Source organism: Janthinobacterium amylolyticum (genome assembly GCF_051380655.1).
GTDB lineage: Bacteria > Pseudomonadota > Gammaproteobacteria > Burkholderiales > Burkholderiaceae_D > Janthinobacterium.
In genome coordinates this window covers 485,585-504,620 of sequence record NZ_JBNYXL010000003.1, presented here as the reverse complement: position 1 = coordinate 504,620, position 19,036 = coordinate 485,585, and the positions used below count along the sequence as shown (strand labels likewise).

General features: G+C 60.2%; 14 protein-coding genes. 8 read left to right on the top strand and 6 right to left on the bottom strand.

Annotated features, from left to right (window positions below; translation table 11 throughout):
* Positions 1–126: 126 nt before the first annotated feature.
* From ACQ4WR_RS08735 to ACQ4WR_RS08725, 3 genes are all read right to left on the bottom strand, one after another.
* Positions 127–411 (bottom strand): Fis family transcriptional regulator, encoded by a 285-nt coding sequence (locus ACQ4WR_RS08735; RefSeq protein ID WP_436486658.1) that lies wholly within the window; start codon positions 409–411, stop codon positions 127–129.
* A complete protein-coding gene (locus ACQ4WR_RS08730; RefSeq protein ID WP_436486657.1) occupies positions 408–767 on the bottom strand; it encodes a type II toxin-antitoxin system RelE/ParE family toxin in 360 nt (119 codons plus the stop codon). The genes ACQ4WR_RS08735 and ACQ4WR_RS08730 overlap by 4 nt, the downstream gene beginning before the upstream one ends.
* Positions 768–924: 157 nt before the next feature.
* Positions 925–1,386, bottom strand: coding sequence for a rhodanese-like domain-containing protein (locus ACQ4WR_RS08725; RefSeq protein ID WP_102294399.1), 462 nt, complete (start codon positions 1,384–1,386; stop codon positions 925–927).
* A gap of 386 nt (positions 1,387–1,772) precedes the next feature.
* Here ACQ4WR_RS08725 and glnA point away from each other — a divergent pair, with 386 nt between their 5' ends.
* From glnA to ACQ4WR_RS08695, 6 genes are all read left to right on the top strand, one after another.
* A complete protein-coding gene (gene glnA / locus ACQ4WR_RS08720; protein ID WP_029496182.1) occupies positions 1,773–3,188 on the top strand; it encodes a type I glutamate--ammonia ligase in 1,416 nt (471 codons plus the stop codon).
* A 175-nt stretch (positions 3,189–3,363) separates the two neighbouring features.
* Positions 3,364–3,858 (top strand): DUF4124 domain-containing protein, encoded by a 495-nt coding sequence (locus ACQ4WR_RS08715; protein ID WP_436486795.1) that lies wholly within the window; start codon positions 3,364–3,366, stop codon positions 3,856–3,858.
* A gap of 5 nt (positions 3,859–3,863) precedes the next feature.
* Positions 3,864–4,952 carry a nitrogen regulation protein NR(II) gene (glnL, locus tag ACQ4WR_RS08710; RefSeq protein WP_102297590.1) on the top strand — a complete coding sequence of 363 codons (1,089 nt, stop codon included), beginning with the start codon at positions 3,864–3,866 and terminating at the stop codon, positions 4,950–4,952.
* Between the two features lie 48 nt (positions 4,953–5,000).
* Complete coding sequence (gene ntrC, locus ACQ4WR_RS08705) at positions 5,001–6,488, top strand: nitrogen regulation protein NR(I) (RefSeq protein WP_436486655.1); 1,488 nt, start codon at positions 5,001–5,003, stop codon at positions 6,486–6,488.
* Positions 6,489–6,634: 146 nt separating this feature from the next.
* Positions 6,635–7,600 carry a magnesium/cobalt transporter CorA gene (gene corA, locus ACQ4WR_RS08700; protein ID WP_436486653.1) on the top strand — a complete coding sequence of 322 codons (966 nt, stop codon included), beginning with the start codon at positions 6,635–6,637 and terminating at the stop codon, positions 7,598–7,600.
* Between the two features lie 135 nt (positions 7,601–7,735).
* Positions 7,736–9,118 carry a GAF domain-containing sensor histidine kinase gene (locus ACQ4WR_RS08695; RefSeq protein WP_102297597.1) on the top strand — a complete coding sequence of 461 codons (1,383 nt, stop codon included), beginning with the start codon at positions 7,736–7,738 and terminating at the stop codon, positions 9,116–9,118.
* Here ACQ4WR_RS08695 and ACQ4WR_RS08690 read toward each other — a convergent pair.
* Positions 9,086–9,427: a hypothetical protein gene (locus ACQ4WR_RS08690; protein ID WP_146012481.1), complete on the bottom strand. Its 342-nt coding sequence runs from the start codon at positions 9,425–9,427 to the stop codon at positions 9,086–9,088. The two genes, ACQ4WR_RS08695 and ACQ4WR_RS08690, sit on opposite strands and share 33 nt — an antisense overlap.
* 90 nt (positions 9,428–9,517) lie before the next feature.
* On the opposite strand from ACQ4WR_RS08690, the gene ACQ4WR_RS08685 reads away from it, so the two are divergent.
* A complete protein-coding gene (locus tag ACQ4WR_RS08685; RefSeq protein ID WP_436486650.1) occupies positions 9,518–12,208 on the top strand; it encodes a TonB-dependent receptor in 2,691 nt (896 codons plus the stop codon).
* Between the two features lie 77 nt (positions 12,209–12,285).
* On the opposite strand, the gene ACQ4WR_RS08680 is transcribed toward ACQ4WR_RS08685, so the two are convergent.
* Positions 12,286–13,920, bottom strand: coding sequence for an NAD(P)/FAD-dependent oxidoreductase (locus ACQ4WR_RS08680; RefSeq protein WP_436486648.1), 1,635 nt, complete (start codon positions 13,918–13,920; stop codon positions 12,286–12,288).
* Positions 13,921–15,064: 1,144 nt separating this feature from the next.
* Between ACQ4WR_RS08680 and ACQ4WR_RS08675 the strand changes: the two genes are divergently transcribed.
* The gene (locus ACQ4WR_RS08675) at positions 15,065–17,938 is read left to right on the top strand and encodes a TonB-dependent receptor domain-containing protein (protein ID WP_436486646.1); all 2,874 of its coding nucleotides are present in this window, start codon (positions 15,065–15,067) and stop codon (positions 17,936–17,938) included.
* A 192-nt stretch (positions 17,939–18,130) separates the two neighbouring features.
* Here the strand turns inward: ACQ4WR_RS08675 and ACQ4WR_RS08670 are convergent, their stop codons facing one another.
* Positions 18,131–18,856: a 16S rRNA (uracil(1498)-N(3))-methyltransferase gene (locus tag ACQ4WR_RS08670; protein ID WP_436486645.1), complete on the bottom strand. Its 726-nt coding sequence runs from the start codon at positions 18,854–18,856 to the stop codon at positions 18,131–18,133.
* Positions 18,857–19,036 lie beyond the last annotated feature (180 nt).

The following is a 19,036-nucleotide window of genomic DNA, read 5'->3' as shown; positions in this document are numbered from 1 at the left end:
TTAACAACGCCTCATAAAAACCGTAGCGAGCGGAAGGAAGTTGTGGTTGAGAAGCGCAACTGTACGAAGGTACAGTGAGCATCGTAGACCGCAAATGACGACGCGTAGTAGGTTTTGATAGGCGTACTAAACAAGGGTGATCGACAGCTTGCGCCCGACCGGCGCAGCGGCCCGCTCCAGGGTGGACAGCGTCACATCGCTGCTGGGGTCGAGCAGGCGGTCGAGCTGCGAGCGGCTCGTCTGCAGCAGGGCCGCCATGCGCGTCTTCGACATCGCTTGTTCCTGCATCGCCTGCGTCAGTTGCCAGGCGATCACTTCCTTGATGGCGCGGTTTTGCGTTTGCTCGAAGATGCCTTCTTCCTTGAGGAAGTCGTCGAGACTGCTGCCGAGGTGCGGTGCGGTGGCGTTCATGTCAGTTCCTTGTAGCGTTTGCGGGCCAGGGCCAGATCGTCGTCGGGCGTGGCGCGGGTTTTCTTGATAAAGCCGTGCAGCGCCACCAGGCAGTCGCCGTGATGGCAGATCAGCACACGCGCAAAATGGTTGCCGGGGTTGCCGGGCAGGCTGCTGCGTACCTCCGACAAGCCGTGTCCCAGGTGGCGGCACAGGGGCATGCCCACGGGCCAGCGCCATTGCGCATGCATCAAGTCCTGTCCGATCACATGGCGCTCTTCAACTGGCAGCGACTTGAGCCAGTCGCGCACGGGTTCTCCGCCATTGCCGTTCGCATAGAACAGCAGGGTAATCTGCCGCAAGCCGGAAGCATCCATGACGCACCTCTACGTTGCACTATATAAGGTACATGTTCGCAAGGAGAATTTGCGCCGCAGTTGAAAAAATAGGGCGCGCATGGATGGTTGTAGTCGATGGCGGGCCGCAAGGTGTCCCGCCAGATCAAACACTGTTCAGATAGTCACGGGGCCAGCGTCACGCGCCCAGCCACGGCAGTCCCGCCTTGCACCAGCCGCCCACCTGCTTGCGGTGGCCGTCGGCATCCTTGTCGCCTTCGAATCCTTCGAGGATGTCGTAGCAGTTGCTGTAGCCATGCTCGGTGGCCAGCTTGGCCGCATGGCGCGAGCGCACGCCGGAGCGGCACAGGAACAGCAGGACATCGTCCTTGCCGGCCTGGCCGGCCAGTTGCTGCATAAAATCGGGATTCGGCACGCCGCCCGGATAGGTGGCCCACTGTACCGCACCATGCTGGGTATCGGCGATGTCGATCCGCCCGACCCAGTCGCGCTCGGCATTGGTGCGCACGTCGATCAGTTTCACAGCGGGGTCCAGTTGCAGCAGCTCGTAGGCTTCCTGCGGCGTCACGGCGCCCGCATACGGCGTGCCCTCGTTGGCGCGGCTGCGGGCGGTGGTCAGGATATCGGCGGCGGTGGTCATGGCGTCCTCGATGAAAGTGGAAAGGTGTGGTCGATTATAGTGCGCCGCCGGCGCCCCGCAAGCGGGAATGCTCGGCAGCGGCCTGTCGCACCAAAACAAGGCATTTTGGAAAAAATCAGAAGAAATGCACGATAATGGTGCGTTATTCGTTTTTCGCACTTGTATAGTGCATTCTTGATTTGACGCAAACCTGGCGCGGGAATTCGCGGGTGCGAAAATTTTCACTGGAGTAGTCAGGCTTTTCTTCTTGCCGCCAGCAGGCTCCTGGAGCTGGCATGGAATCTGCTATGATCCTTATGAGTTTTGGTGGCACGCAATGTTTGCTTCGCTTCATCAGCCCGGACGCATTAAGGTCGGCTCACCCCACATTCATTTAGGAGATACGCATGGCAATGACAGCCGCAGAAGTCTTGAAGATGGTAGAAGAGAACGAAGTCAAATTCGTTGATTTCCGCTTTGCCGATACCCGTGGTAAAGAGCAGCACGTGACGGTTCCCGTGTCGCACTTCGATATGGACAAATTTGAATCGGGCCACGCCTTCGACGGCTCCTCGATCGCTGGCTGGAAGGGTATCGAAGCATCCGACATGATCTTGCTGCCGGATCCGAATACGGCCAATATCGACCCGTTCATGGAAGAAACGACCTTGTTCATGCAGTGCGACGTGATCGAACCGTCGGACGGCAAGGGCTACGACCGCGACCCGCGCTCGATCGCGAAACGCGCCGAAGCCTACCTGAAATCGTCGGGCATGGGCGACACCGCCTACTTCGGCCCTGAGCCGGAATTCTTCATCTTCGACAGCGTGCGCTGGAAGATCGACATGTCGGGCTGCTTCGTCAAGATCGGTTCGGATGAAGGTTCGTGGTCGACCGGCAAGGACATCGAAGGCGGCAACAGCGGCCACCGTCCGACCGTCAAGGGCGGCTACTTCCCGGTGCCACCAGTGGACAGCTTCCAGGACATGCGTTCGGAAATGTGCCTGATCCTGGAATCGCTGGGCATCCCGGTTGAGGTACATCATCATGAAGTGGCCGGCGCCGGCCAGAATGAAATCGGCACCAAGTTCTCGACCCTGGTCGAGCGCGCCGACTGGACGCAAAACCTGAAATACGTGGTCTGGAACGTGGCGCACAGCTATGGCAAGACCGCCACCTTCATGCCGAAACCGATCGTTGGCGACAACGGTTCGGGCATGCACGTGCATCAATCCGTATGGAAAGATGGCAAGAACCTGTTCGCTGGCGACGGCTATGCCGGCCTGTCCGATTTCGCCCTGTACTACATCGGCGGCATCATCAAGCACGCCAAGGCACTGAACGCGATTACCAACCCGGGCACCAACTCGTACAAGCGTCTGGTACCAGGCTACGAAGCACCGGTGAAACTGGCGTACTCGGCGAAAAACCGTTCCGCTTCGATCCGTATCCCGCACGTGGCCAATCCAAAAGGCCGCCGCGTGGAAGCGCGCTTCCCGGATCCACTGGCGAACCCGTACCTGTGCTTCGCCGCACTGCTGATGGCCGGCCTGGACGGCGTTGCCAACAAGATCCATCCGGGCGAAGCCGCCTCGAAAGATCTGTACCATCTGCCGCCGGAAGAAGACGCGCTGATCCCGACCGTGTGCGCTTCGCTGGAAGAAGCCCTGGATGCACTGGACAAGGACCGCGAGTTCCTGACCCGTGGCGGCGTATTCAGCGATTCGATGATCGATGCTTACCTGGAACTGAAAATGCAGGACGTGCAGCGCATGCGCATGACCACGCATCCTGCCGAGTTCGACATGTACTACTCGCTGTAATGGCGGCATGCCGGCACGCTGCCGGTAGTAAATAAAAAACGCGGGTGAGGCGATGGTCTTGCCCGCGTTTTTTTTATGCAGTGCGCCAAGGCGGCGCCAGTGCGGTGTTGTATAGTCGGCCCAGGATGGATGCGGCATGCGCTGACAGGAGTGGAAATTGATAAAGTTTGAGACGATGGTACTGGTGGCCGGCCTGCTGGGCGCGGCGGCGCAGGCCCACGGGCAAATCTATATGTGCACGGACGCCCAGGGCCACAAGGAACTGACGGATGTGCGGCGCAACGCCAGTTGCCAGTTGCTCGATCTGCCGGGCGCCATCACGGCGCCGCCCGCGCGCAGGACGCCGCCCCTGTCGGGAGCGCCCGCGCGGCCCGCCATGCAGGCGGCGGGCACGCCGGCGCCGGCCGCCGGCGCGTTTCCCCGCGTCGATGGCGCCGAGCAGCGCGCGCGCGACCTGGACCGGCGCCAGATACTGCAGGATGAATTACGCAGCGAAGAACAGAAACTGGCGGCGCAGCGCCTGGAATTTAACGCCGGCCAGCCGGAGCGCCAGGGCAACGAGGGCAACTATGCCAAGTACCAGGAACGGGTGGCGCAATTGAAGGACAACATTAGCCGGACACAGCAGAACGTCGAGGCCCTGAAACGCGAGATCGCGAATATTCGGTAAAGCACATGACACTAGATACCCATGCCAGCCGCCCAGCCCATCTGGCCGGCCTTGATTTGCTGGCCTCGGCCGTGATTTTGCTCGATGGCGACGGCCGCATCAGCTATGCCAACGCGGCGGCGGAAAACCTGCTGGAAAGCTCATTGAAAGCCTTGTCGCGGCAAAAGCTGACGGCCCTGTTCCTCAATCCCGACGAGCTGGCCGGCATCTGCGCACAGGCGCTGGAACACAAGTTTTCCGACTTGCGCCAGGACCTGAGCCTGGAACGCCTGGGGCGCGAACCGCTGCGCGTGCACAGCATCATCAGCGCGCTCGACGCGCCGCCCGACAGCGTGCTGATCGAACTGCGCGAAAACGTGCAGCAGTTAAAACTCGACCGCGAGGAGCGCATCCTCGACCAGAGCCAGGTCAACAAGGAGCTGATCCGCAACCTGGCGCATGAAATCAAGAATCCGCTGGGCGGCATCCGTGGCGCGGCGCAGCTGCTGGAGCTGGAATTGCCAGCCCTGCACCTGAGCGAGCTGCGCGAATACACGCAAGTCATCATCAAGGAAGCGGACCGCCTGCAAACCCTGGTCGACCGCCTGCTGGCGCCGCACCGCCGCCCGCACATCGTGGGCGACGTGAATATCCACGAAGTGTGCGAGCGCGTACGCAGCCTGATCCTGGCCGAGTTCCCCAGCGGCCTGACCATTTCGCGCGACTACGACGCTTCGATTCCCGAGTTTCGCGGCGACAAGGAGCAGCTGATACAGACCGTGCTGAACATTGCGCACAACGCGGCGCAAGCCCTGGCCGAGCGCATCGAGGCGGGCGACGCTGAGCTCATTTTCAAGACGCGCGTGGCGCGCCAGGTCACCCTGGCCAAGGTCCGCTACAACCTGGCATTAGACTTGCATATCATTGACAATGGACCGGGCATCGCACCCCAGATCCGCGACCGGATTTTCTACCCGCTGGTGTCGGGCAGGGAAGGCGGCAGTGGACTGGGACTGACCTTGGCGCAAACCTTCGTGCAACAGCACCTGGGCGTGATCGAGTGCGAAAGCCGGCCTGGATACACCGATTTCAGGATCGTTCTACCCTTGCCATAAGCGAGGCGGTATCCCACCCATGAAATCCATTGCGGGACGCACACACTAATGAAGCCAATCTGGATAGTTGACGACGACGAATCAATCCGCTGGGTGCTGGAAAAAGCCCTGGCGCGGGAAAATCTCGCCACCAAGAGTTTTGCCAATGCGCGCGACGCCATCGCCGCGCTGGAATTTGACACACCGCAAGTGCTCGTGTCGGACATCCGCATGCCGGGCGCGTCCGGGCTGGAATTGCTGCAGACGGTCAAGTCGCGCTTTCCCGGTTTGCCAGTGATTATCATCACGGCCTTTTCCGATCTCGATTCGGCCGTCGCGGCCTTCCAGGGCGGCGCCTTCGAATACCTGGCCAAGCCGTTTGATATCGACAAGGCCGTCGAACTGATCCGCCGCGCGCTGGAAGAAAGCCTGCGCGAGACCAGCGTCGAATCGGGCCCGTCGGAAACGCCGGAAATCCTCGGCCAGGCGCCAGCCATGCAGGAAGTCTTCCGCGCCATCGGCCGCCTGTCGCAATCGAACGTGACGGTGCTGATCACCGGTGAATCCGGTTCCGGCAAGGAACTGGTGGCGCGCGCGCTGCACAAGCACAGCCCGCGCGCGGCGCAGCCGTTCATTGCCCTCAATACGGCGGCGATCCCCAAGGATTTGCTGGAATCCGAACTGTTCGGCCATGAACGGGGGGCGTTTACGGGCGCGCAGACGACGCGCCGGGGCCGCTTCGAACAAGCCGAGAACGGCACCTTGTTCCTCGACGAGATCGGCGACATGCCGTTCGACCTGCAAACGCGCTTGCTGCGCGTGCTGTCCGACGGGCATTTCTACCGGGTCGGCGGCCATCAGCCGATGAAAGCGAACGTGCGCGTGATTACGGCCACGCACCAGAACCTGGAACAGCGCGTGCGCGACGGCCTGTTCCGCGAAGACTTGTATCACCGCCTGAACGTGATCCGCTTGCGCCTGCCCAGTTTGCGGGAGCGGCGCGAGGATATCCCCATTCTGGTGCGCCACTTCCTGGTGCAGAGCGCGCGCCAGCTGGGCGTGGAAGCCAAACGCATGAGCGAACCGACGATGCAGTTCTTGAGCGGCCTGGATTTGCCGGGCAATGTGCGCCAGCTGGAAAACCTGTGCAACTGGATCACCGTCATGGCGCCGGGCCAGACGGTGGAAATCAAGGACTTGCCGCTGGAACTGACGCAAGGGCAGGGCGACGGCGCCGCAGCCGTCACCGCCGAAGCGGCGCCGGTGCTTGCCGGCCATGCGCAGGGCGGCCAGGTCTTCGATGCGGCGGCACCGGTGAATGGCGCGCCGCCGGGCTGGATCGGCTTGCTGGAATTGCAGGCGGCCGGCATGCTGGGCGCAGGGCAGCAGGAAGTCATGGCCGTGCTGGGACGCCAGTTCGAGTCCGCGCTGATCAAGACGGCGCTCAAGCATACGCATGGACGCAAGAATGATGCGGCCGTGCGCCTGGGCATCGGCCGCAACACCATCACCCGCAAGATCTCCGAACTGGGCATCGACGGCGCCAAGGACGATTGATGCATGGCGGGACGGGGACTCAGCCCCGTCCGCTTTCCCGCCGGCGTGCCATGCACGCCACAACAGCCACAAGAAATGCAGGCGATAAGGTAAGCTGGCGCCTGCCGGACTGTTTCGTCCGGTGTTAACTTTCATTGTGGAACTGTATGCTGATTAACTGCGTGGCCTACCAGGATGGCAAAAAACTGGCCGACTTGCCGATCGACGATATCAGCGATTACGTCGAGCGCCCCGACTGCTTCGTCTGGGTCGCCTTGCTCGATGCCACGCCGGCCGAGCTGAAACAGATGCAGCACGAGTTTTGCCTGCATGAACTGGCTGTCGAGGATGCGCAGCGGGGCCACCAGCGCCCGAAGATCGAGGAATATGGCGATTCGCTGTTCGCCGTGGTGAAAACCGTGGAAATGGTCGATAACGAGCTGGTGCTGGGTGAAGTCGACATTTTTGTCGGCGCCAATTACGTGCTTTCCTCGCGCAGCAACAGTTCGCAGGGTTTCCTCGGTGTCCGCGCGCGCGCCGAGCGCGAGCCGCATTTGCTGCGCCAGGGTTCGGCCTTCGTGCTGTATGCGCTGATGGATGCCGTCGTCGACCGTTACTTCCCCGTGCTCGACGCGCTGGAAACGGAGCTGGAACTGATCGAGGACCGCATCTTCGACCGCGGCACTGAACGCGACAATATCGAACGGCTGTACCAGTTGAAACGCAAGGTCATGGTCTTGCGCCATGTGGTGGCGCCCTTGATGGAAGCGGTGGGCAAGCTGCATGGCGGCCGCGTGCCGCCGCTGTGCCACGATACCCAGGAGTATTTCCGCGACGTGCACGACCATCTGGCGCGCATCAATGGCACGCTCGACACCATCCGCGACACGATCAGCACGGCCATCCAGGTGAACCTGTCGATGGTGGCCATCGACGAGAGCGAAGTGAACAAGCAGCTGGCGGCCTGGGCGGCAATCTTTGCCGTCTTCACGGCGTTTGCCGGTGTGTGGGGCATGAACTTCAAGTTCATGCCGGAACTGGACTGGCAATACGGCTATCCCGTTGCCGTGGGCCTGATGAGCTGCGTCTGCGGTTATATGTACTACCTGTTCAAGCGTTCCGGCTGGCTGTAAAAATTTCCTGCGTATCTGTATTATTAAACAATAGCCAGGGGTACAATCGCGGCAGGTCCGCATGCGCGGGCCATCGCCGATCGATAGCCGCGCGGGCAGCGTTGCCTGCGCCTCCCGTGCCGCGCAGGAGCCTTCATGAGTATTCCGTTGTTTGATGTGAATTCGCAAGAACCCCTGTTCGATCCCGAGCAGCGGCGCACCCTGGCGGAAGCGGCCCTGCGCTCGATTACCGCCTCGACGGCGCGTGCCCGTGGCGACGACTTCCTGCGCATCCTCGTCAAGGACCTGGCCGAAGCGCTCGACGTGCACTACGTGATCGCCGGGCGCCTGGTGCGCCTGGCCGATGGCAGCGAAGGCATCCGCACCCTGGCCCTGTGGGGCGGCGACGGCTACCAGCCGAATATCGAATACAGCCTGCAGCACACGCCTTGCCAGGATGTCACCTGCCAGAGCATGTGTTTTCACGGCAGCGACATCCAGCGTCGCTTTCCATTCGATACCCTGCTGGTGGACATGCGGGCGGAAAGCTATGTCGGCATGCCGCTGATCGACACGGACGGCAAGACCCTGGGCATCCTGTCGGCCATCGACACGCGCCCCATCGATGAAAACAAGCGCTTGCTGGCCTTGCTGCTGCTGTCGATTTTCTCGGCGCGCGGCGCGGCCGAGCTGCAGCACCAGGAGCGCACGCAGCAGCTGGAGGAAGTCGTGCGCCAGCGCACCGAGTCGCTGCTGATGGCGCAGACCAATTTGATCGAGCAGGAACAGATGGCGGCGCTCGGCTCGCTCGTGGCCGGCGTCTCGCATGAAGTCAACACGCCGATCGGCGTGGCGCTGACGGCGGCGTCGAGCATGGGCAGCTATGCCGACCAGCTGGTGCAACTGCTGGGCGGCGCCAAGGTCAGCCGTGCCGAACTGATCGACATTGCCGAGTCGCTCAAGGGCGCGGCGGCCCTGATCGAGCGCAATCTGGCGCGTGCCGCCGACCTGATCGGCAATTTCAAGCAACTGGCCGTGGACCAGGTCAGCGAATACGTGGCCGACCTGCTGCTGCATGATTATGTGCACGGGCTGGTGTCGGCGCACAGTCCCGAATTGCGCAAGGCGGCCCTGGGCGTGGAACTCGATATCGCCCCCGATTGCCAGGTGCGCCTGGCGGCCGGCAAGTTGTCGCAAATCCTATCGAACCTGCTGATGAACAGTGCCCGCCACGGCTATCCGCATGGGGGGCCGGGACGCATCCTGATACGCGCGCGCATCGAAACGCAGACGGACGATGCGCCATGGCTGCTGCTGGAGTTTTCCGATGACGGCGTCGGCCTGGCGCCGGCCGTGCGCGAACACATGTTCGAGCCCTTCTTTACCACCAAGCGGGGGCAGGGCGGCTCCGGCCTGGGCATGCATATTGTTTATACCATTGTGCAGCAACTGGGCGGCCAGGTGTGCGCCATCGATAGCAGCCCCGGCTGCCATATCCATATCCGGCTACCGTTGGCGGCTTCCGCCCGCCGCGAATAATCCTCCCCAAGCCAGTGCAAAAATGGTGACTTTTGGTGCATAAGCTACACCATCATTGTGCAAAACAATATTACTGATTTGTAAAATGTTGTTTTTTGCGGCGGCGCTCAGTACGTCGTTGACACCCTCCAATCGCGCATGTTTTGATGGCTTACTAAGGTTCAGTTCGCTGATGGCGGCTGTGCCTTTAACAGAGTAGTTGGATGGCGGCGATTCATCATCCATGAAGTTCATACAGCCCTTCACTCGTGGCAAGAATGCGCTTTTTATAATGATAAGAATTTCAATGAGTTGATAGCCGTTATCCACGGATAGCCACCTGGATCTTCGGTGACGCTAGCTTACGTGATGATCATGCGATAAAAATTAGGGGAGTTTGCAATGATGATGGAAACAGTCTTGTCTCGTTCTTTACGTTTGATGTTTACCAGCGGCGCAGTCATGGCCAGCCTGACCTTGCTGGCCCAGCCAGCGATGGCGCAACAATCCGACGCGCCGATCCAGCGCGTGGAAATTACCGGCTCGGCCATCAAGCGTATCGATGGTGAAACATCGGTACCCGTCACGATCCTGAAAATGGATGACCTGAAGAAACAGGGCATCACCACCATTGAACAAGTCATGTCGAACCTGAGCGCGTCCCAGGCATCGCAAGGCACCAGCCAGGTGGTCGGCCTGGGCACCGGCGGCGCCTCGTTCGCCGACTTGCGCGGTATCGGCGCCAACAAGACGCTGGTGCTGTTGAATGGCCGCCGCCTGGCCAACAATGCACTTGACAGTTCGGCGCCAGACTTGAACATGATCCCGTTTGCCGCGCTCGAGCGCGTCGAAGTGCTGCGCGATGGCGCATCGTCGCTGTACGGCAGCGATGCGGTCGGTGGCGTGATCAACTTTATCACCCGCAAGGACTTCCAGGGCGGCATCGTCAGCGTCGGTGCCGACATGCCCGAGCAATCGGGTGGCTTCTCCAACAGCGCCAACATCGGCTTCGGCTATGGCGACCTGGAAAAGGACGGCTTCAACATCTTCGGCATGCTGGACCACCAGGGCCAGCGCGCCATCACGGGCACCCAGCGCAACTACAATACGCGTTATCCGGGTGGCATCTCGCCGACCACCAGCCCGGCCAATTACTACCAGGATGACAAGAGCGGCAACCCGACGGCGCCGAGCTGCGCCACCGGTACTTTCCTCGTCCCTGGCGGTGACGGCACCAGCTGCAGCATGACCACCTCGAGCTTCGTCGATTACGTGCCGAAAAGCGAGCGTACCACCGGTCTGATCAAGGGTACCCTGAAGCTCAATGCGAACCACGAACTGAGCCTGGAATACCTGAACAGCGAAAGCAAAGTGTACAGCGCCATCGCCCCGGTACCATACGGCGGCCTGTTCCAGAACCGCACCCGTCCTGACGGTTCGCTCAATCCCTACTTCCCAGGCAACGGCAACTTTACGCCGAACATCTCGCTGAGCCCGACCTATACGGAAGCGAATTTGCCTGCCGGCGTCAACCCCGGCTTCGTGCATGTCAAGTGGCGCGATTTGCCGAACGGCTCGCGTGCGGACGAAAACATCAACAAGCAACAGCGTTTCGTGGCTGGCTTGAATGGCAATCTCGCCGGCTGGGATTACAACGCCGCGCTGACGTTCAATGAAAACAAGGTTGCCGTGAACCTGATGGGCTACAGCGATGGCGGCATCATCACGAAAGGCATCCTCGATGGCGTGATCAATCCTTACGGCGAACAGGACGCGGCCGGCACGGCCTTGCTGAACAGCGCTTTGCTGAACGGTAATGTGCGCAACGCCAAGGGCACGACCAAGGTGGCCGACTTCAATGCCAGCCGCGAGCTGAGCGACTGGTTTGGCGCTGGCCGCTCCGCCGCGCTGGCCGTCGGTGCACAAGTGGGCCACGAGAAGTTCCTCAGCACCGCGAATGCGGAGTATGCGGCCAAGGTCGTCGCCAGTACCGGTATCGACCCGGAAACGCATGATGAAGGTTCGCGCACCACGCAAGCCGTGTATGCCGAGCTGAACGTGCCTATCTTCAAGACCCTCGACGTCACCGCCGCCGTGCGCTATGACCGCTACAGCGACTTCGGCAATACGACCAATCCGAAAGTGGCGTTCCGCTACCAGCCAACCAAGGAAGTGCTGTTCCGCGGTTCGTATTCGACCGGTTTCCGCGCGCCATCGCTGTACGAGATCAATTCGTCGCAGACCTACACCAATACCAGCCTGCAGAACGATCCCGTCAACTGCCCTAACGGCACGGCCATACCTGGCAAGCCAACGGCTGCAAACTGCAAGCAGCAGTTCCAGGCCCTGTACGGCGGCAACAAGAAACTGCAGCCGGAAGAGTCGCGCAACATTACCTTCGGTGTGGTATTCGAGCCGGTCGCCGACCTGAGCATCGGCATCGACTACTGGGATATCAAGCTCGACCATTCGATTGGCATCCTCAGCGAAGATGACGTGTTTGCCGACCCAGCCACCTACGCCAGCGTGTTTCACCGCAATCCGGGTGGCAACCTGGCAACGGACGGCTCGCAATGCCCGAATCCGGCCACCTGCGGCTACGTCGACCTGCGCACGCAGAACCTGGGTGGCGTGAAGACCCGCGGTATCGACTTGAGCGTGAACTACCGTTTGCGCACCAGCGACTACGGTACCTTTGCCGTGGTATCCAACAGCACCTATGTCAACAAGTATGAGTACCAAAGTGCTGAAGGCGGCGCCTGGAAGCAGAACGTTGGCGTGTATTCGGGTCCTGCGCCGGTCTTCCGCTGGCAGCATAACGTGACCTTGAACTGGAATAGCGGCATCTTCAGCGGCGGCATGACGGGCCATTACAAGTCCGGCTATGTCGATCAGGATCCTGAATTCAAAGTGGCGTCCTACACCACCTTCGATGCATTTGCTGCCGTGGCCGCCACCAAGGCCCTGACCTTGACGGCTGGCGTGCGCAACCTGTTCGACCGCGAACCGCCACTGAGCTATCAAACAACGACGTTCCAGGCTGGCTATGACCCACGCTTCGCCGATGCCATCGGCCGCACGGTCTACGTGCGCGGCAGCTACAAGTTTTAATCAGTTGCAGGCTGTAAATTGAAAAGCCCGGGCATGCCCGGGCTTTTTTTTGCTTGCCGCCAGTGGCGGCGCGGCGCTTACTTGCCGCGCGCGGCCATGGACAGGGCGACGGCTTCGGCCACCTTGATGCCGTCGACTGCCGCCGACAGGATGCCGCCAGCATAGCCGGCACCTTCGCCGGCGGGGAACAATCCGCGCGTGTTGAGGCTTTGCAGGTCGTCGTCGCGGCGCTTGATGCGGATCGGCGACGAGGTACGCGTTTCCACTCCCGTCAGCACGGCGTCGGCCTTGTAGTAACCCTTGATCTGCTTGTTGAACGCGGGGAAGGCTTCACGCAGGGCCGTGATCGCATACTCGGGCAGCGAAGGGGCCAGGTCCGTCAGGTGCACGGCGGGCTTGTACGACGGCACGACGCTGCCAAACTCCGTCGAGGCGCGCCCGGCCACGAAGTCACCTACCAATTGCCCTGGCGCATCGTAGTTGCCGCCACCGAGGGCAAACGCGCGCTCTTCCAGTTCGCGCTGCAGGGCGATGCCGGCCAACGGGTCGCCAGGATAGTCAGCCGGCGTGATGCCGACGACGATGGCGCTGTTGGCATTGCGCTCATTGCGCGAATACTGGCTCATGCCGTTCGTCACCAGGCGGCCTGGCTCGGATGCTGCCGCCACCACCGTGCCGCCCGGGCACATGCAGAAGCTGTAGACGGAACGGCCATTGCTGGCGTGGTGCACGAGCTTGTAGTCGGCCGCGCCGAGGATGGGGTGGCCGGCGCTGGGGCCGAAGCGGCAGCTGTCGATCAAGGATTGCGGGTGTTCCACGCGGAAGCCGATCGAGAACGGCTTGGCCTCGATGTACACGCCGCGGCGGTGCAGCATTTCAAACGTGTCGCGCGCGCTGTGGCCGATGGCCAGCACCACGTGGTTGCTGGCGATGGTTTCGCCGCTGGCCAGCACCACGCCGCGCACCTGGCCGCCATCGGCGCCGGGCACGATGTCGATATCGACGACTTTGCTGCTGAAGCGGTATTCGCCGCCCAGCTGCTCGATATTGGCGCGCATTTCTTCCACCATCTTGACCAGGCGGAAGGTGCCGATGTGCGGCTTGCTCACATACATGATCTCTTCCGGCGCGCCGGCCTTGACGAATTCCGTCAGAACCTTGCGGCCGTAATGCTTGGGATCCTTGATCTGGCTGTATAACTTGCCGTCGGAAAAGGTGCCGGCGCCGCCCTCGCCGAACTGCACGTTCGATTCCGGGTTCAGTTCGCGCTTGCGCCAGAAACCGAAAGTATCAACCGTGCGTTCGCGTACCTGCTTGCCCCGCTCGAGGATGATGGGCCGCAAACCCATCTGCGCCAGGATCAGCGCTACGAACAGGCCGCACGGACCGGTACCGATGACGATGGGGCGCGGTTCATTGCTGTGGCCAGCCAGCTGTTCACCACCGGCGACGAATTTATAGTCGGTGTCGGGCGCCGGCATCAGGTGCACATCATGTTGCAGGCGCGCCAGCACGGCGGCCTCGTTGCTGACTTCGACATGCAGCGAGTAAATCAACACCACGGCGCTGCGCTTGCGCGCGTCATAGCTGCGCTTGAAGACGGTAAAGCCAAGCAGGTCGGCGGCGTCGATGCCGAGCCGTGCCAGGATGGCGGCGGGCAGGGCCGCATCGTCGTGTTCGAGGGGGAGTTTTACTTCGTTGAGTCGCAACATGGTGTGTATTTTCAAAAATTGCCGGGCTCCGTATCTAGCGGAGAGTGGGTGTGGGCCGCGTGCACGGCGCCGTCAGGACGCTATTTTACCTGCTGTGCGGCGTGTTGTTGCCGATGCGGCCGCCGGATACCGGGCGCGATGCCGGCGGCACGGCAGGAAAAATACATGCTGGCGTGGCGCGGTGGGAATGGCTTCTCAATACTGCGATAGCGCGCAGAGACGGAAATGCAATATGAAATGGTGCGGGTTTATTTATTGCGCAGCATTGAATCGAATACGCGTTTTGAATGGTGCTGGGCTGATCGGCGTAATGGCGACGCTGATCTTTTTAGATGGGACGGAGAATGGTACTGTGGTGCGGAATAAATCTTGCGGAAATATATGCGGGTATATTCTCGTGAAAATTGGGCTAATAAAATCTCTTATTAAAAAATAACTTTGGAATGCGGATATTTACGCATCCGATCAGCGCGGATGCTGCATTGCAACGTCACTATTTCTTTGAAAGCTGGATCGTAATGTAGAGCAAAAAATGAAGTTTTGATAGCTTTAGTTTATTTTGTTGTATTTTTCCAACATGCTAATTGTTGCCTCTGTTACCAACAGGCTACTTGGCGCCGGCGCCTGCCGCCACGCCCGTGCCATGCGGGAGAGGCGCTGGAATGGCTGCTGTCCCGGTGCGCCACATTGGTGCACCAGGGACAAGGTAGCGGTTTGGCGGACTTTTTTTCAGCAACGCCGGCATTTTTTTTCCAACATCGGCGGGCGCTGTGGTGCATTTCCGTCGTGTAAATGGGACGCACTAGGAAAAGGCGTACAAAACACAGGCAGTATCTGGCACGCACCGTGTTGGTGCATATGAATTTGCTAGGCAGTGTAGCAATAATTTTTTTTGGCGCAAACTAAAACGTTGGTATCAGAAAAAGTGTTGTTTCTTGGATGAATCCGTTTTTTAGTATTATTGACAGTGCTGCTTTGAAAATGGTTTGATGGCGTAATGTCATAGTAACGACGCTGGCTCGCTCATAAAGCGATAAACGGTTGGACACACGGCCGATGGCGCGGGAAGAAAGACATTAAACATAATTTTATGTTTACAAGAGCCTGACTAGATCAGTAGGTAGTATTTCAAATCGGAGAACTTATGCATCAACGCACCAAGATTGCCGTAGCAGTGGCATTGGCATTGAATACGATGACCGCTTTTGCTCAGGCGCAAGCTGAAGCTGAAGCACCACAGCGTGTCGAAATTACCGGCTCGCGCATTCGCCAGGTCGATCTCGAGACCGCTCAACCCGTTCTGAAAATGACGGCGCAACAGATCCAGGCGACTGGTCTGGTGACTGTTGGCGATGTCTTGAATCAACTGACTTCGGCCGGTCCTCCAGCGTTCAGCAAAGGATCGACCCTGACGTCGAACCGCGAGCAAGGCGGCCAGTACATCGACATGCGCGGCCTGGGTTCGCAACGTCTGCTGGTGCTGGTTAACGGCAAGCGCTGGACCACCACCGTTGCCGGCTACACCGACATGTCGACGGTACCTACGTCCATGATCGAACGCATTGAAGTGCTGAAAGATGGCGCATCGGCCATCTACGGTTCCGACGCGATTTCCGGCGTGGTCAACATCATTCTGAAAAAATCCATGCAAGGCGCCAACATGAGCGTCTACAAGGGTGAAAACGACAAGGGTGATGGCAAGAACTCGGACTACAGCTTCTCGTATGGCGCTGGCGACGAAAAAGCCAACCTGATGTTTGGCCTGTCGCACACCACTTCGGGTGTCGTATGGTCCAAGGATCGCAAGTCCACCGCCACCACCTACGGTCCTGACCATCCACTCGACGGCCTTGGCGTTGGTCAGTGGGGACGTTACCGTCAAGTCAGCGCTAGCGGCGCTGCGACCGGCGTCAACCAATATCTGAATCACACCGGCACATGGCAAAGCCCGAACGGCGTGGGTTCCGATTCGCGCAATCCGGCCAGCTACCACCCGTATGCGGCAGCACCGGACGATCTGTTCAACACGACCGAGCAAATGATGTTCCAGTCGCCGAATACGCTGACGACGATGTTTACCAAGGGCACGTATGAACTGCCTATGGGCATCCGTTTTGCCAGCACGGCGATGTTCTCGGAGCGTAACGCCACCCGTCAAAACGGCGGCTACCCGCTCAACAGCCTGAGCCAGGCAAAGTATCCTGTCTACCTCGACAAGAACAGCTATTACAACCCGATCGGCGCCTCCGTCACCGGCGGTGCTGGTTCGGACGCGTTCTTCTACCGTCGCATGATTGAAATGCCGCGTGTTACCGAGAGCAAGAACCAGACAGTCCACATCGATGCTTCGCTGGAAGGCGACTTCACGCTGCGCGGCCTGCCATGGGGCTGGAGCGTAGGCTACAACCACAATGCCGTAACCGGCTTGTCGTCGAGCACCGGTAACTTGAACCTGATCAACCTGAAAAAGGCTCTGGGCCCGTCGTTCCTGAACGCCAGTGGCGTGGTGCAATGCGGTACGGCAGCCAACCCGATCGGTCTGGCAGAGTGCACACCGTTCAACATCCTGGGCGGTCCATCGGCATCCACGCCGGAAGCGTTGAAATATATCGCCGCAAACGGCCAGGCCACCTACGGCAGCACGGTCAACAGCGTCACTGCCGATATCACGGGTGAACTGTTCTCGCTGCCAGCGGGTTCGGTTGGCTTTGCCGGCGGCGTGGAGCATCGCGAAGTCCGCGGTTACGACGTTCCCGATCAGTTCGCACAGTCGAATCTGACCACGGACCTGGCAGGTAACGCCACCTTTGGCCGCTACACGGTCAAGGAAGTGTACCTGGAAACGATTATTCCTTTGCTGAAAGACCAACCGTTCGCAAAGCTGCTGACGCTCGATCTGGCTAGCCGCTACTCGGACTACAGCAACTTCGGCACGACGACCAACAGCAAGGCCAGCTTCATGTGGAAACCGGTCAATGACCTGCTGACACGTGGTACCTGGGCTCAAGGTTTCCGCGCTCCATCGCTGAATGATACTTTCGGCGGCGGTTCGCAATCCTTCGACAGCTATCTGGATATTTGCGATAGCAAATACGGCCAGACCTCCAACCCGACGGTTGCGGCAAACTGCGCGAAAGGCGGCGTTCCAAGCGACTACCGTCAGCGCAATGCGACTGGCGCGATGGTGACTGCTGCTGCACAGACCGCAATCCCGTTCAACACGGGTGCGGGTAACAGCAGCCTGAAGCCTGAAACGGCGACGACCCGTACCCTGGGTCTGGTGTACAGCCCGTCGTTCGTGCCAGGCTTTACCACTACCCTGGACTGGTTTAACATCCAGATCGAAAATCGCATCACGGCAGTGAGTACGCCTTACACCTTGAGCCAGTGCTACCAGTACGGCGTTCAAGAGTTCTGCAACAACCTGAAACGTGATTCGACAGGCGCCATCATCAGCCTTAATCGTGGCAATACCAATCTGGGTACGATGGAAACCGAAGGCGTCGACATTGGTCTGGCTTACCGTCTGCCACGTACGGCATACGGTCAGTTCACGCTCAATTCGCAATCGACCTGGGTCAAGACTTTCCGTACCAAGAGCTCGGCAACGTCCGATTGGAACGAGTACACCGGCGATTTCGGTACGCCACGTCTGAAGTCGAATCTGACGCTGGATTGGGCTCTGGGCAACTGGAGTGCTTCGTTCACGTCGCGCTTTATCTCCGGCACCAAGGCTGATTGCGCCTTTGGCGACGACATCGAGTGCTCGAACCCGGCTACTGAAGTCCGTACCGCGTACAACAAGGTCGGCGCCACTGTGTATAACGATCTGAACGTTTCTTACGCTACGCCTTGGAAAGGCCGCATCATGGTCGGCGCGAATAACGTATTCGACAAGAAGCCAGCGGTCGTGTACAGCGCCAACAGCAACTACGGCGGTGCATCGTCGTCGTCGTCGGTAGATCCTAACCTGCCAATCGACCGTTTCGTCTACGTGCGTTACAACCAGTCGTTCTAATGCCACGCTCCGCAAGGAGCCTGGGATGAATGTCTGAAACAACCCGCCAGGTTCGCCTGGCGGGTTTTTTTATGTGCAGGGAGTATCGACTGGCGCAACTGCCGGAAGAGCGCGGAGGTGCCGGGTGGCATCCATCCGGCGCGGCGGATGGGTGAGGGGATGCGGGCGGCCTTGCGGCAAGCTGGCTTGTGCCTACATGCCGCCCCATAACGCGCCCAAGGTGGCCAGCGCCGTCAGGCCCGCCGTTTCCGTGCGCAGGATGCGCGGCCCCATGGACAGGCCGATGGCGCCGGCGGCCAGGGCCGCCTTTTCTTCCGCGTCGGAAAAGCCGCCTTCCGGCCCCACCATCAGGGTCACGGCTTGCGGCGGCTGGTGGCGCGCCCAGTCGGCCAGCGATTGCTGCGCGCGCGGCGTCAGAATGATGCGCTTGTGTAAATCCTGCTGTTTGCTCCAGCTGTTGAATTCTTGCAGTGGCACCAGTTGCGCCAGACGGTTGCGTCCGCTTTGTTCCGAGGCCGAGACGATGATGCCTTGCCAGTGAGCCAGTTTCTTTTCAGCCCGCTCGGCGGACAGGCGCACGACGCAGCGCTGCGCCGCCAGCGGCACGATGCCTGCCGCGCCCAGTTCGATGGCTTTTTCGATGATCCAGTCCATCTTCGACGCTTCCGGCAATGCCTGCGCCAGGGTCACGGCGTAGGGCAGTTCCGCTTCGCGTGCCACGTGCGCCTGCACCTCGGCCGTCACGCTGCGCTTGGCGACCGTCACCAGGCACGCCTGCACTTCGCCGCCTTCGCCATTGAACAGGGTGATCAGCTCGCCCGGCGCCAGGCGCACCACGGCGATATGGTGGGCGACGGCTTCAGGCAGGTCGATGGTGGTGCCGGCGACGAGCGGCTGGGGGCAGTAAAAACGCGGCATGCAAATCCTCAACGGGGATGAAAATAGGGTGAAATGACAGTAAAGTATAGCGAGTTGGCCCGCCAGTACGCCGCAATTCTAATTTGCAGCCCCCTAGTCTGGTAAAATAGTTGACTACATAAAGCAGCCGGCCTGGGTTCTTTCTTGTCCGTGCTGTTGCAAACGAATCCCAAACTCGCG

Excerpts from the sequence above, each read along its gene's own strand:
- glnL (WP_102297590.1), top strand. The coding sequence starts at position 3,864 with ATGACACTAGATACCCATGCCAGCCGCCCAGCCCATCTGGCCGGCCTT.
- corA (WP_436486653.1), top strand. The coding sequence starts at position 6,635 with ATGCTGATTAACTGCGTGGCCTACCAGGATGGCAAAAAACTGGCCGAC.
- ACQ4WR_RS08735 (WP_436486658.1), bottom strand. The coding sequence starts at position 411 with ATGAACGCCACCGCACCGCACCTCGGCAGCAGTCTCGACGACTTCCTC.
- ACQ4WR_RS08695 (WP_102297597.1), top strand. The coding sequence starts at position 7,736 with ATGAGTATTCCGTTGTTTGATGTGAATTCGCAAGAACCCCTGTTCGAT.
- ACQ4WR_RS08730 (WP_436486657.1), bottom strand. The coding sequence starts at position 767 with ATGGATGCTTCCGGCTTGCGGCAGATTACCCTGCTGTTCTATGCGAAC.
- ACQ4WR_RS08675 (WP_436486646.1), top strand. The coding sequence starts at position 15,065 with ATGCATCAACGCACCAAGATTGCCGTAGCAGTGGCATTGGCATTGAAT.
- ACQ4WR_RS08715 (WP_436486795.1), top strand. The coding sequence starts at position 3,364 with ATGGTACTGGTGGCCGGCCTGCTGGGCGCGGCGGCGCAGGCCCACGGG.
- ACQ4WR_RS08680 (WP_436486648.1), bottom strand. The coding sequence starts at position 13,920 with ATGTTGCGACTCAACGAAGTAAAACTCCCCCTCGAACACGACGATGCG.
- glnA (WP_029496182.1), top strand. The coding sequence starts at position 1,773 with ATGGCAATGACAGCCGCAGAAGTCTTGAAGATGGTAGAAGAGAACGAA.
- ACQ4WR_RS08725 (WP_102294399.1), bottom strand. The coding sequence starts at position 1,386 with ATGACCACCGCCGCCGATATCCTGACCACCGCCCGCAGCCGCGCCAAC.
- ACQ4WR_RS08670 (WP_436486645.1), bottom strand. The coding sequence starts at position 18,856 with ATGCCGCGTTTTTACTGCCCCCAGCCGCTCGTCGCCGGCACCACCATC.
- ntrC (WP_436486655.1), top strand. The coding sequence starts at position 5,001 with ATGAAGCCAATCTGGATAGTTGACGACGACGAATCAATCCGCTGGGTG.